The sequence below is a fragment of the Mycobacterium sp. ACS1612 genome, assembly GCF_001667505.1.
Lineage (GTDB): Bacteria > Actinomycetota > Actinomycetes > Mycobacteriales > Mycobacteriaceae > Mycobacterium.
The window spans coordinates 172,194-185,294 of sequence record NZ_LZHZ01000065.1 but is presented as its reverse complement, the minus strand read 5'-3'; the positions used below and the strand labels follow the sequence as shown (position 1 = coordinate 185,294).

Sequence of the window (13,101 nt, the reverse complement as noted above, 5' to 3'; positions counted from 1 at the left end):
CGTCGTCGTCCCCCCGCCCCCCCCGCGCGGAGCCCCCCCGGCCCCCCCCCCCCCCCGCCTTGCTCACCCCCCCCCCCCCCGCCGCGGGCCGCGTCTCGGTGGCGCGGCGCAGCGCCTCGGCGCCGTCGACGGCCGTCGACACGTCGAATCCGGACAGCCGAAGTCCGCGCTCTAGCGACGCCAACACGTCGGGGTCGTCGTCGACAACGAGCACGCGGGGCGAGGCCGCTCCACTGTCCATGTCCGCAATCTTGCCCCAAGACGTGCCGGGGATGTGGCAGGCACCCGATCGACTCGGCATCACCCTTGTGGCGGTCTTGTCACCGCCATGTCACAGCCGGCTGAACGTTCCCCCGATAGCAAAGCGGTGCTAAACACCCGGTGCTAGCATCTGCGAAATCATGCTCCCGCTGTCTTCCCGTTTGATTGTCGAGCCCGACGACGGCTTGGACCCGGTACGCGAATTCATCAATTCGGCACAGAATTCGCTTCTCATCAAGCAATTCACGTTCACCGAACCGGGCCTGATCGCCGCCGTCATCGACCGAAAGAATGCCGGAGTCGACGTCCGCGTCATGCTCAATGCCGCGCGCTCCGGCGGCGACAGGGCCAACGACGAGACCTTCGAGCAACTCGCAAACGCCGGGGTCGCGGTCAAGTGGTCCAGCTCGAAGTTCTACGTCACGCACGAAAAGTCGATCGTGGTCGACGAAAAGCTGGCGCTCGTCGCGACTTTCAATTTGATGGAGAAGTATTTCACCCTCACCCGCGACTACGGCGTCATCACCGACAATCCATATCACGTCGCGCAGATCATCGAGGTATTCAACGCCGACTGGGAAGAGCGCGACTGGAACTGTTCGGCATATGAAGGCCTGCTGTGGAGCAATTCGAATTCGCGCTATCACATGGCGCAATTCATCGACACTGCGACCGAGCGGCTCGATGTGCAGCATCCGAAATATGTCGACGCCGTCATTTTGGAGCGGCTCGCGGCGGCCGCCGATCGCGGTGTGAAGGTGCATGTGTTGTGCGGCGGCAAACACGGCATCAGTGAATGGGACATCCTCGACACGTTCGCGTCGTTGCGAACGCTGAAGCGCTTCGGCGTGAAGGTGCACAAGCAGAAGAACCTGCGGGTGCACGCCAAGCTGATCATCGTCGACGGCCGCCACGCGCTCGTCGGCTCGATGAACATCGACCGCAGCGCCTTCGACCTGCGCCGCGAACTGGGCATCATGACCGACGACCCGGCCATCGTCGGCCGGCTCAAAGCGGTCTACGACAGCGACTGGGACATCTCTCACCACTACGAGGCGCCGGATCCGCTCGATCCGGCGCAGCACCTCGAGGACGATTTCCCCCACGACCACGACCTGATGCATGAGTGAGGTGGACGCGGGGCCCGGCAGTGTCTCGCTGTTCGAACTCGCCTGGACGTTCAACCACATCGCGCTCGCGTCGTTCGGCGGCGGGCTGTCCGCCTGGTCGCGGGAGGTGCTCGTCGTCGAAAAGCAGTGGATGGGCGAGGAGGAGTTCCTCTCCGCGATGACGATGTGCCGCATCCTGCCCGGCGCCAATCAGGTCAACATGGCGGTGTTCGCCGGGTCGAAGATGCGCGGCCTGCCTGGCGCACTCGCCGCTGTGCTCGGGCTGTGTCTGGTGCCGGTCGTGCTGATCATGGTTGCGGCGTTCTTCTACTTCCGGTTCAAGGAGATCCCGGCCGTGAAGGGCGTCCTGCATGGCGCGTCGGCGGCGGCCGTGGCGCTGACGTTGGCGATGGTGATCCAGACCGGCAAGAAGTGCCTGACCGGGCTGGTGCCGGTGCTGCTCTTCGCGGCGGCTTTCGTGCTGAACGGCATTGTGCGCTGGCCACTTCCAGCGGTGCTGGCGGTCCTGGCGCCGGTCGGTCTGATCTGGGCGTGGCCGAAGAAACAGCCCACATGATCCACACCTACCTTCAGGTCGCGGCGCTGTTCGCGTCGCTGTCTCTGCTGTCGATCGGCGGCGGCAACGCGGTGCTGCCCGAGATGCACATGCAAACCGTCAGGGGCCATCACTGGATGACCGACGGGCAGTTCGCCGACATCTTCTCGATCTCGCAGACCGCGCCGGGGCCGAGCATCCTGATCGTGACGCTGGTCGGCTACGGGGCGGGCCTGACGGTCGGCGGCGTGCCGGGCGCGATCGTCGGTGGGTTGATCGCCACTGCCGCGATGCTGTTGCCTGCGGCGTCGCTGATGTACGCCGTCACGCTGTTCTGGCAGAAGGCGCAGAAGTCGAAGTGGCGGATCGCCGTCGAGAAGGGCTTCGCGCCGCTGACCGTCGGCCTGATCATGGCGACGTCGCTGGTGATGAGCCGAGCCGCCGACCACGACTGGCGGGCCTACCTGTTGACCGCGGTGTGCACGCTGATCTTCATCCGCACCAGGCTGAACCCGCTGCTCGTGGTTTTCGCCGCGGGCGTACTGGGGTATTTCGGCATCGTCTGAGGCCGCGGGAAGCCGTTGACCTCATCAATTGTTGAGGTTTTACGGTGATTTCATGAGCTTTGAAACGGTTGCGCGGCAAAGTCTGTATCGGCAGGTCCGCGCGAGGGGCGGCGACCTGCGCTTGTTGGCCGACCGCGGATTGCTGCGGCGCATCTGGCGGTTCGCCGGCAGGCACCACCGCAGACTGAGCGGCTTCGTGGTGGTCAGCGTGGTGGGCGCGATGCTGGGTCTGGCGACCCCTCTGCTGGCGGGCAGGGTCGTCGACGAGATCGGCCGCGGTGCGCTCGGGGCGGTCGTCGCGCTAGCGGGGGTGATCGCGGCGGTCGCGGTGGCAGAGGCGGCCATCTCGTTGGTGACCCGGTGGTTGTCGTCGACCATCGGCGAGGGCCTCATCCTCGACTTGCGCACCGCCGTCTTCGATCACGTGCAGCGGATGCCCGTCGCGTTCTTCACCCGCACCCGCACCGGAGCGTTGGTGAGCCGCCTCGGCAACGACGTGATGGGCGCGCAGCGCGCGTTCTCGGACACCTTCTCCGGCGTGGTCACCAACATCGTCACGCTGACGCTGACGCTTGTGGTCATGCTCAGCATCTCGTGGCAGGTCACCCTGCTGTCGCTGATCCTGATGCCGCTGTTCTTGATCCCCGCCCGCTGGGTCGGGCGCAACATGGCGCAGTTGGCCCGCGAGGCGGCCATCCACAACGCGACCATGAACACCCAGATGACCGAACGCTTTTCGGCGCCGGGCGCAACGCTGGTGAAACTGTTCGGCAGCCCCTCTGTGGAATCGCGCGAATTCGAAGTGCGGGCCGGTCGCGTGCGCGACATCGGGGTGCGCACCGCGATGCTGCAGTCGATCTTCATGAACTCGCTGACGCTGATGTCGGCGCTGGCGCTCGCGTTGGTGTACGGGCTCGGCGGAGTGCTCGCGATCGGCGGTCATCTGCAGACGGGCGCGATCGTGTCGCTGGCGCTGCTGCTCACCCGGTTGTATGCACCGCTGACCGCGTTGGCCAACGCGCACGTCGAAATCGCAAGCGCGCTGGTCAGTTTCGAGCGGGTGTTCGAGGTGCTCGACCTGGTGCCGCTGATCCAGGAGAAGCCGCAGGCGGTGGCGATTCCCGACGGTCCCGTCACGGTGGAATTCGACGACGTGCGGTTCTCCTATCCGTCGGCCGAAGCCGTCTCGTTGGCATCGCTCGAAGAAGTGGCCGAGCTGGACGACCGCGGTGGAGACGAAGTGTTGCACGGCATTTCGTTCACCGCCCAGCCGGGTCAGATGGTCGCGCTGGTCGGCTCGTCGGGGGCGGGGAAGTCGACCATCGCCTCGCTGCTGGCCCGCCTCTACGATGTCAACTCCGGCGCCGTGCGCCTCAACGGCGTCGACGTCCGCGATGCGACATTCCCGTCGCTGAAGGACACCGTCGGCATGGTCACCCAGGACGGTCACCTGTTCCACGAGTCGATCCGGTCCAACCTGACGCTGGCCGCGCCGGGTGCGACGGACGACGACCTGTGGCGCGCGCTGGACCGGGCCCGCCTCGCCGACGTCGTCGCCGACATGCCCGAAGGACTGGACACCGTCGTCGGCGAGCGCGGATACCGGCTGTCGGGCGGTCAGCGGCAGCGGCTCACCATCGCCCGCCTTCTGCTCGGCCGGTCGCGGGTGGTCGTCCTCGACGAGGCCACCGCGTCGCTGGACTCGGCCTCGGAGGCCGCGGTGCAGCAGGCGTTGACGGAGGCGCTCGCGGGCCGGACTTCGATCGTGATCGCCCACCGGCTCTCGACGGTCCGGGCCGCCGACCTGATCCTCGTCGTCGAGGACGGTCGCATCGTCGAACGCGGCACCCACGACCAGTTGTTGGCCCGGCGCGGGCGGTACGCCGAGCTGTATCAGACGCAGTTCGGTCGCGAAAAGGATGCCGAGGATGTCGTAGCGGCATGAGACGCTGGGATCGCTTTGACTGAACTCAATGCAGCACCTCTGCGCTCGGCGCCGGCGATCGCGCGACCGCCGGCGCGTCAACGTACCGGTTCGGATCTGTGGCGGCTGATGCCGTACCTGCTGCCCTATCGGGCGCGGTGGATCGCGATGGTGCTCGTCGCGGTCTCCAGCCTCGTTGCCACCGTGGCCATTCCGCTGATGACCAAGGCCGTCATCGACGGGCCCGTGCGGCATCAGGATCAGCGCGGGCTGTGGGTGCTCGGCGCCGCCGCGATGGGTGTCGGCGTCTCGGAGGCGGTGCTGTGGTTCATCCGGCGCTGGCTGGTGGCGCGCGCCACCATGGGCGTCGAGGCCGATATCCGCAAGGACCTCTACGCGCGGCTGCAGATCCTGCCGATGTCGTTTCACGGCAGGTGGCAGTCCGGTCAGCTGCTGTCGCGAATCATGAACGACCTGAGCACCATTCGCCGATTCATGTCGTTCGGCATGGTGTTCCTGCTGCTGAACATCCTGCAGATCACCGTCGTGACCGCGATCCTGCTGGCGATGTATTGGCCGCTCGGCGTGGTCGTGGTGGTGTCGATCGTGCCGATCACGTTGACGGTGCTGCACTTCCAGCAGACCTACACCCGGCTGTCGCGGTTGGCGCAGGACCAGTCCGGCCACGTCGCCACCCATGTCGAGGAGTCCGCGCTGGGGGTGCGGGTGGTCAAGTCGTTCGGCCGTGAGGATTACGCCTACGACCGGTTCGACGAGCAACTGACCAACTTGTACAAAACGCAGGTCGGCAGGGTCGCGGTGTCCGCCAAATTCTGGACGCTGCTGGAGGTCATCCCGAACCTGACGTTGATCGTGGTGCTCGGCTTCGGCGCGTACGCCGCCGGGCACGGCTACGTCACCATGGGCACGCTCGTCGCGTTCATCACGATGATGCTGTCGCTGGTGTGGCCCATCGCATCGCTGGGGTTTCTGCTGTCGATGACGCAGGAGTCGTTCACCGCCGCCAACCGGATCGCCGAGATCTTCGACTCGCCAAGGGAAATCACCGACGGCCCGATTGCGCAGCCGCCGGCGGGCGGCAGGCTGGAACTCGTCGACGTCGGCTTCAAGTTCCCGGACTCGGAGGATTGGGCGCTTCGGGACCTCAACGCCACCGTCGAGCCGGGGGAGACGCTGGCGCTGGTCGGTTCGACGGGGTCGGGCAAGTCGGTGCTCGCCTCGCTGCTGTCGCGGCTGTACGACGTCACCGAGGGCGCGATCCGCATCGACGGCAAGGACATCCGCGAGCTGAGCCTGCCCGCGCTGCGCCAGGCGGTGGCCACCGCGTTCGAGGATCCCACGTTGTTCTCGATGTCGGTGGCGGAGAACCTGCGGTTGGGTAGGCCGGACGCGACGGATGCGCAGCTGGCGCAGGCCATCGAGGTGGCCGCCGCGCAGTTCGTCTACGACCTGCCGTTCGGGCTGGACACCCGCATCGGTGAGCAGGGTATGAGCCTGTCCGGGGGGCAGCGGCAACGGCTCTCATTGGCGCGCGCAATCCTGGCCGCCCCGAAGATCCTGGTGCTCGACGACACGCTGTCGGCGCTTGACGTGCACACCGAGGCGGTCGTCGAGGAGGCGCTGCGCCGGGTGCTGCACCACGTCACGGGCATCGTGGTCGCGCACCGCGCGTCGACGGTGTTGCTCGCGGACAAGGTGGCGCTGCTACAGGACGGCACCATCACCCACATCGGCACGCACGCGCAGCTGCTGGCCACCGTGCCGCAGTACCGCTACCTGCTGGCAGCCGACGACGAACTCGACGACCGCGCCGAGCGGGTCTGCACATGGGAGGACGACGAAGAGCGAACGCGGCTGGAGCATCTCGTCGAAGAGCACGAGCCGCGTGATTACGTGTCATTCGAGGCGGAACGCCGATGACGACTACCGAATGGCGGGGCCGGCTCACCGAGGAGCAGGACGACGACCTGCCCATCGACGAAAGCCTGCCGCGTCGCCGCGAGGCGCGTGCGCTGCTCGGTTCCCTGCTGCGCCCGTACCGGGTGACCGTGGCGCTGCTTGCACTCGTCGTGGTGGTGGAAAACGCTGCGCGCCTTTCGGTTCCGATCCTGGTACAGCGCGGCATCGACCACGGCATTCCGCCGATTTTGTCCGGCGGTTCGGCGCACACGCTGATGGTCGTCGTCGCGGTGCTGTGCGTGGTCGTCGCGGTGCAGGCCACCAGTCGGATGTTCTTCCTGCAGCGGTCGGGCCGGATCGGGCAGAAGGTGCTGCTCGAGTTGCGGCGCCGGGTGTATCGGCACTTCCAGCGGCTGGACATCGCGTTCCACGAGCGGTACACCTCCGGTCGCGTGGTCAGCCGGTCCACCAATGACGTCGAGGCCATTCAGGACATGCTGGAGACCGGCTTCGACAGCCTGATCACCGCTGTGCTCACTTTGATCGGCACCGCGATTCTGCTTGTCACACTTGATGTTCGGCTCGGCCTGATGTGTTTGGCCGCGTTCCCGATCCTGGTGGCGCTGGTCTGGTGGTTCCGCAACGAGTCGGCCAAGACCTACCGCAGGGTGCGCGAAAGCGCCGCGTTGGTGATCGTGCAGTTCGTCGAGACGATGACCGGCATCAAGGCGGTGCAGGCCTACCGGCGTGAGCCGCGCAACCAGGAGATCTTCGAAGACATCGCGGACCGTTACAAGGCGGACAACGAGCGGACCTTCCGGCTGCTGGCGGTGTTCATGCCGGGGGTGAAACTGGTCGGCAACCTGACCACCGGCGTGGTGCTGCTGTATGGCGGCTACCGCGTACTGCACGGCCAGATGACCATCGGCACACTGGCGGCGTTCCTGCTCTACCTGCGGATGTTCTTCGAGCCGATGCAGGAGATCTCGCAGTTCTTCAACACCTTCCAGTCGGCGTCGTCGGCGCTGGAGAAGCTGGCAGGGGTGCTGGCGGAGCGGCCGGGTATCAAGGAGCCCGCACACCCGGTCCCGCTCGGGCGGGTGCGCGGCGAAGTCGATTTCCGCGACGTGCACTTCGCCTACGTGCCGGACCGGCCGGTGATCCCCGATCTGAACTTCACCGTGCCGGCGGGGCAGACGGTCGCGCTGGTCGGCACCACAGGTGCGGGCAAGACCACGATCGCGAAGCTCATCGCGCGGTTCTACGACCCGACCTCGGGCATCGTGACGTTGGATGGCATTGATCTGCGCAACATTTCGCAGAGCGAGTTGCGCCGCCACGTCGTGATGGTGACGCAGGAGAACTTCATGTTCGACGGCACCGTCGCCGATAACATCCGGTTCGGCCGTCCCGACGCGACCGACTCCGAAGTGGTGGCGGCCGCCGCGGCGGTGGGCGCAGACCGGTTCATCGATGCGCTGCCCGAGGGCTACGACACCGACGTCGCCAAGCGCGGCGGCAGGCTGTCGGCGGGGCAGCGGCAGTTGGTGGCCTTCGCTCGGGCGTTCCTCGCGGACCCGGCCGTGTTGATACTGGACGAGGCGACGTCGTCGCTGGACATCCCCAGCGAGCGGATGGTGCAGCGGGCGTTGGAGACCGTACTGGCCGACCGCACCGCGCTCGTCATCGCGCACCGGCTGTCTACGGTGCAGGTGGCCGACCGGGTGTTGGTGCTCGACCACGGCCGCATCGTCGAAGACGGCGCGCCCGACGAGTTGATCGGCAGAACCGACGGCCGGTATGCCGCGCTGCACCGGGCCTGGGTGGAATCGCTGGCCTGATCGCCGTCTCGGCGACGGACATCGGCGACAATGTCGACGTGGACGAGCCCGAACCCGACCCGCCGCTGATCGTCGCCACCGGGTTGGGGGTCGACGGTGAGCACGGACCCCTGTTCTCAGGCGTCGATCTGTCGCTCACAGCGGGCTTCCACGCCATCCAGATGCCGGGCGGACCCGAGCAGACCACGCTGCTGCTGACGCTGGCGGGCCGGTTCAAGCCCAGCCACGGGACGCTGACCGTGCTCGGCGACACGAAACCGCGTGCGATCCGCCGACACTGCGCGATCGCGGCGTTCGAAGACATCGATGAACTGGACGAGTCGGTCAGCGTGCAGACCGTGCTCGCCGAGCAGCGGCGGTGGCTGGCGCCGTGGTACTCACGCGTGCCCATCGAAGCCGGCCAGGACGAAATGGATCTGGTGTTCGGCGATATCGACCCGCCTGCGCCCAAGACCTACATCGTCGAGCTGTCCGACCTTGAACTGTTCCTGCTTCGAATCACATTGGCGCTGCTGTCGAGGCGGCCGATTCTTTTCGTCGGCGACCTCGAGCAGGTACGCGACATCGCGCGCCGCGCGGTCGCCGTCGAACGGCTCGAAGCGATCGCGGAACGCTTCACCGTCGTCGTCGGCGTGACCAACCCGCTGCACAACCCGACCGGAGGTGGCTGAGGATGTTGGCAGGACTCGCATTCGGTTCGGAGATCAAACGTTTCGGCCGCAGCCGGCTGACCCGCGTGGCGATCGTCGTGCTGATGCTGTTGCCGTTGGTGTACGGGGCGCTCTATCTGTGGGCGTTCTGGAATCCGTTCGGTGAAGTGAACAAGATGCCGGTGGCACTGGTGAACTCGGACCGCGGAGCGGTGGTCTCCGGCCAGCACATCAACGCCGGAGAGCAGATCACCGAGAGCCTGACCGCCGACGGCGGCCTGGACTGGCATGTGGTGAACGACGAGCAGGCACGCAGCGGGGTCGCTCACGGTGAGTACTACTTCATGGTCGAGTTGCCGCCCGACTTCAGCGAAGCCATCGCCTCCGCGACCACCGACCACCCTAGGCAGGCCAACCTGATCGCGGTGTTCAACGACGCCAACAATTACATCTCGTCCAGCATCGGCGCCACCGCGATGCAGGAGGTACTCAACGCGGTGTCGACCCGGATTTCCGGTCAAGCGGTCAATCAGGTGCTGGCGACGATCGTTTCGTCGGGGGCCGGCATCAAGCAGGCCGCCGACGGTGCCCGACAACTCGCCGACGGGGCGGTGAAGGTCGACGACGGCGCAGGCCGACTCGCGGCAGGCCTTGACACCGCGCGATCCGGTTCGGCGCAGGTGTCCTCCGGCGCCAGGCAACTGTCCAACGGAATCATCCAGGCCACCGATCCGCTCGTCACGGCGCTGGGTGACGTGACCGCCGCGCAGAACGCCGCGGCCACCACACTGTCGTCGGTCATCGATCAACTGTCGACAAGCCCAGACCCGTTGGCCAACAACGCCGCAGGCACCTTACGAGGAGTCCAAGACCAACTCCGGGCACACGAGTTCAGCCCCACCGCACAACAGCTGACCGACAAGCTGACGCAGTTGCGCAGCGGGGTTCGCCAGCTCGCGTCGGGTAGTGCGCAACTGGCCAGCGGCATCGTCCAACTCGACGACGGTGCTCAACAGCTGAAAACCGGTACCGCACAGCTGCGCTCGGGATCGTCAGAGCTGGCGACCAAACTCGGCGACGGCGCCAAGCAGGTGCCCACTTGGACCACGCAGCAGCAGAACGCAATCGCCGACACCATCGGAGGTCCGGTGAACCTGCAAACCACCCACGAGAACGCTGCACCGAACTTCGGCACCGGGATGGCCCCGTTTTTCCTCACGCTGGCCTTGTTCTTCGGCGCGCTGGTGCTGTGGATGGTATTGCGGCCGTTGCAGAACCGGGCCATCGCCGCCGAAGTGCTCGCCCTACGGGTGGTATTGGCCAGTTACTTTCCCGCAGTGGCGCTGGGGGTGATCCAGGCCGTCATCTTGTACTGCGTGGTGCGATTCGCGCTCGGCATGCAGGCTGCGCATCCGGCCGCGATGCTGGGCTTCATGGTGTTGATCTCCTGCTCGTTCGTCGCGTTCACCCAGGCGATCAACGCGCTCGTCGGCCCCTCGGTGGGCCGCGTGCTCATCATCGCGTTGCTCATGCTGCAGTTGGTCAGCGCGGGCGGTATGTATCCGGTGCAGACCACGACGCGGCCATTTCAGATCATCCACACCTACGACCCGATGGCTTACGGTGTCAACGGACTTCGGCAGCTCATACTCGGCGGCATCGACTACAGACTCTGGCAGGCGATCATCGTGTTGTGCGGCCTATGGGTTGTTTCGCTGGCGGTCTCTGCGCTGTCCGCCCGACGCAACCGGCTGTGGAATCTCGATCGACTGCTACCCGCGATCAAGGTGTGAGCAGCGTTTCCAGCTTGTCGTTGATCGCGGGCAACTGCGACGTCAGCACCGAGATGATCTTCTCGCGGGCCCGTTCGCTGACGCCCGCCGACACATGGTGCAGCACGTTGAGTCGCGCTTTGTCGACCCACGCCATCATGACCGGATCGGAGAACCACTGCAGCTGATTCTTGTTGAATTCCAACATCATTCGCAGCCAGTCGGTGGGAACACGCGGATAGGGCACCGGTCCGCAGTACGCGTTGCGGGTGTCGTCGTCGGGATACGTCGCCTCGACATGCCCGATCACCGCGGCGCTGAACGCCGGCTGGCACGTCCGCACGGCCTGCAGTGCAATATGGTCGCCGTCGAACACCGGTACCGGCTCGCGCTGCGCGAAACCATCTGCGCTGCAATCGATGTACAGCGCGGACTGGTCGATGTCCACCGTTCCGCCCTCGAGTGTGATGCGGCCGGGCTCGATCGCCTCGACGTGTCCTATCCGCACGACGCCCTCGATGCGCCTCAACTCCGAGAGTTCCGTCTGCGACAGGATCGCACACCGGTACATCGTCGGCTCGACCGACGTGTCGATGCGCATCAGGCAGCCCTTGGCCTCCAGTCGGTCGAACAGATCGGTAAGCGACTCGGCCTCGTGCACGGCGGCCAACTGGTTGGAGAAGTCACGCAGCACCCGCTTGGCGAACTGCGAACCGGGTTGCACCGCAGCGCGATCCAGGATCCACGAGTCGCGCGGCTTGATCCAGGTCAACCGCTCCGCCGCGACGCCGTGCTTGAGCAACCACAGGCACGCGTCCATCGCGGTCTTGCCCGCACCGACGATCACGTAGCGCTCGCGGGCGTCCCGGATCCGTGGCAGCGCGTTGGGCGGCACACAGTCGACGCCGTCGACCGCGTAGAACGGCGCCCGCATCGACGGCACCACGATCTCCACATGGCTGGTGACGACGCGACGTGCGACCACCTCGATGTCCTCACCGCCGAGCGTACGGATCCGGCCGTCGCCGAGATACTCGCTCATCGGCAGGTACGTCACCCGGCCGGTCGGCAGCAGATGCTGGCGCATCACGGCGTCGAAGTACGCGCACACCTCGGCACCGCTGGCCAACTCGTAATAGCCCGCGTTGAACCCCTCCTGATCGATGGTGTCGCTGCCGAGCTTGCGCGAGTTCACTCCGTAATAGGCCGACGGCTGATGCAACCGCACGAACGGATAGGCGGTCGTCCAGTGCCCGCCCGGTTGGTCGTTGCGGTCCACCACCACGACCGTCGCGTCCGATTCGTCGACCAGGGTGTCGGTGAACGCGAGCCCCATCGCGCCCGCACCGACCACCAGGTAATCGGCCTCGATCGTCCGCCCCATCTAGCGCACGGTACTGAAGAACGCCGAGACGTCGTCTACGAATAGCTCAGGCTGCTCGAACGCCGCGAAATGCCCACCGCGCGGCATGTCGGTCCAGTGGGTGATGTTGTACTCGGTTTCACACCAACTGCGCGGTGCCCGAAGAATCTCCTTCGGGAACGAGGCGACGCCGGTGGGAAGTTCGACACGTGTGCGTTTGGCCTTCTCGAAGACCCGGAAGCTCTCCCAATACAGCCGGGCCGACGACGCCGCCGACGCGGTCAGCCAGTACAGCATCACGTTGTCGAGCAACTCGTCGCGCGTCAGCACGTTCTCGGGATGCCCGTCGGCGTCGGTCCAGGACCAGAACTTCTCGACGATCCACGCCAGCTGACCGACGGGGGAGTCCGTCAGGCCGTAGCCGAGGGTCTGCGGCCGGGTCGACTGCTGTTTCGCGTAGCCGTTGTCCCACCTCTGGTAATAGGCCACCCGCTCCAGCGCCCGCTTCTCGTCGTCGGTCGGGTCCGACAATTCGCCGCTGGGCCGGGCCAGCGGCATGTTCAGATGAATGCCCGCGCAGCGTCCGCCGTTGCGGCCGATCTGCGTCGTCACCGCAGCGCCCCAGTCGCCGCCCTGAGCACCGTATCTGTCGTAGCCGAGGCGGCCCATCAACGTCTCCCAGGCCTCCGCGATCTTCTCGACGCCCCATCCGGCGGCGGTCGGTTTTCCGGAGAACCCGTAGCCGGGCAGCGACGGGCACACCACGTCGAAACCCGCCGCTGTGAGCGGTTCGATGACCTTGTGGAATTCGACGACCGAACCGGGCCAGCCGTGGGTGATCAGCAGCGGAAACGCGTCCGCCTGCGGTGAGCGCTGGTGGATGAAATGAATGTCGAGACCGTCGATTTCGGTGGTGAACTGGTCGAACCGGTTCAGTGCGGTTTCGCGTGCGCGCCAGTCGTATTCGTTTGCCCAGTAGTCGGCCAGCTCACGGGTGTAGCTCAGCGGGATGCCCTGAGTCCAGTCGTCGACACACTCGGCCTCCGGCCATCGCGTGCGGGCCAGCCTGTCCTTCAGATCGGCAAGGTCGGCGTCGGGGACGGAAATACGAAAGGGATTGATCCGGGCCACTTACCGAT

The 13,101-nt window shown here is 66.1% G+C and carries 10 protein-coding genes and 1 pseudogene; 8 read left to right on the top strand and 3 right to left on the bottom strand.

From position 1 onward, the window contains the following. Nucleotides 1-79: 79 nt before the first annotated feature. A pseudogene (locus tag A5724_RS27995) lies at nucleotides 80-250 on the bottom strand (DNA-binding response regulator); the annotation flags it as partial. A gap of 151 nt (nucleotides 251-401) precedes the next feature. Here A5724_RS27995 and A5724_RS27990 point away from each other — a divergent pair. From A5724_RS27990 to A5724_RS27955, 8 genes are read left to right on the top strand one after another with little or no spacing between them, the layout of a single operon-like run. After that, a complete protein-coding gene (locus A5724_RS27990) occupies nucleotides 402-1,391 on the top strand; it encodes a phosphatidylserine/phosphatidylglycerophosphate/cardiolipin synthase family protein (protein WP_067809965.1) in 990 nt (329 codons plus the stop codon). Next, a complete protein-coding gene (locus tag A5724_RS27985) occupies nucleotides 1,384-1,947 on the top strand; it encodes a chromate transporter (protein ID WP_067809960.1) in 564 nt (187 codons plus the stop codon). Before A5724_RS27990 ends, A5724_RS27985 begins: the two co-directional genes overlap by 8 nt. Continuing rightward, nucleotides 1,944-2,492, top strand: a complete 549-nt coding sequence (locus A5724_RS27980; protein WP_067809955.1) for a chromate transporter — start codon at nucleotides 1,944-1,946, stop codon at nucleotides 2,490-2,492. The genes A5724_RS27985 and A5724_RS27980 overlap by 4 nt, the downstream gene beginning before the upstream one ends. A gap of 52 nt (nucleotides 2,493-2,544) precedes the next feature. Next, on the top strand, nucleotides 2,545-4,437 hold the full coding sequence (locus tag A5724_RS27975; RefSeq protein WP_067809952.1) for an ABC transporter ATP-binding protein: 1,893 nt from the start codon (nucleotides 2,545-2,547) through the stop codon (nucleotides 4,435-4,437). 15 nt (nucleotides 4,438-4,452) lie between these two features. Then, a complete protein-coding gene (locus A5724_RS27970) occupies nucleotides 4,453-6,357 on the top strand; it encodes an ABC transporter ATP-binding protein (protein ID WP_067809945.1) in 1,905 nt (634 codons plus the stop codon). Next, nucleotides 6,354-8,177, top strand: a complete 1,824-nt coding sequence (locus A5724_RS27965) for an ABC transporter ATP-binding protein (protein ID WP_067809935.1) — start codon at nucleotides 6,354-6,356, stop codon at nucleotides 8,175-8,177. The genes A5724_RS27970 and A5724_RS27965 overlap by 4 nt, the downstream gene beginning before the upstream one ends. 38 nt (nucleotides 8,178-8,215) lie before the next feature. Then, nucleotides 8,216-8,848 carry a hypothetical protein gene (locus A5724_RS27960; protein WP_369830674.1) on the top strand — a complete coding sequence of 211 codons (633 nt, stop codon included), beginning with the start codon at nucleotides 8,216-8,218 and terminating at the stop codon, nucleotides 8,846-8,848. Nucleotides 8,849-8,850: 2 nt separating this feature from the next. Then, nucleotides 8,851-10,620, top strand: coding sequence for a YhgE/Pip domain-containing protein (locus tag A5724_RS27955; protein WP_067809927.1), 1,770 nt, complete (start codon nucleotides 8,851-8,853; stop codon nucleotides 10,618-10,620). On the opposite strand, the gene A5724_RS27950 is transcribed toward A5724_RS27955, so the two are convergent. Continuing rightward, nucleotides 10,610-11,983, bottom strand: a complete 1,374-nt coding sequence (locus tag A5724_RS27950; protein ID WP_067809925.1) for an NAD(P)-binding protein — start codon at nucleotides 11,981-11,983, stop codon at nucleotides 10,610-10,612. The two genes, A5724_RS27955 and A5724_RS27950, sit on opposite strands and share 11 nt — an antisense overlap. Next, a complete protein-coding gene (locus A5724_RS27945) occupies nucleotides 11,984-13,093 on the bottom strand; it encodes an epoxide hydrolase family protein (protein ID WP_067809923.1) in 1,110 nt (369 codons plus the stop codon). Between the last annotated feature and the right edge of the window lie 8 nt (nucleotides 13,094-13,101).

What these genes read in the sequence shown, in the direction of transcription:
- A5724_RS27980 (WP_067809955.1), top strand. Translation starts at nt 1,944, where the DNA reads ATGATCCACACCTACCTTCAGGTCGCGGCGCTGTTCGCGTCGCTGTCT.
- A5724_RS27990 (WP_067809965.1), top strand. Translation starts at nt 402, where the DNA reads ATGCTCCCGCTGTCTTCCCGTTTGATTGTCGAGCCCGACGACGGCTTG.
- A5724_RS27965 (WP_067809935.1), top strand. Translation starts at nt 6,354, where the DNA reads ATGACGACTACCGAATGGCGGGGCCGGCTCACCGAGGAGCAGGACGAC.
- A5724_RS27975 (WP_067809952.1), top strand. Translation starts at nt 2,545, where the DNA reads ATGAGCTTTGAAACGGTTGCGCGGCAAAGTCTGTATCGGCAGGTCCGC.
- A5724_RS27985 (WP_067809960.1), top strand. Translation starts at nt 1,384, where the DNA reads ATGAGTGAGGTGGACGCGGGGCCCGGCAGTGTCTCGCTGTTCGAACTC.
- A5724_RS27955 (WP_067809927.1), top strand. Translation starts at nt 8,851, where the DNA reads ATGTTGGCAGGACTCGCATTCGGTTCGGAGATCAAACGTTTCGGCCGC.
- A5724_RS27950 (WP_067809925.1), bottom strand. Translation starts at nt 11,983, where the DNA reads ATGGGGCGGACGATCGAGGCCGATTACCTGGTGGTCGGTGCGGGCGCG.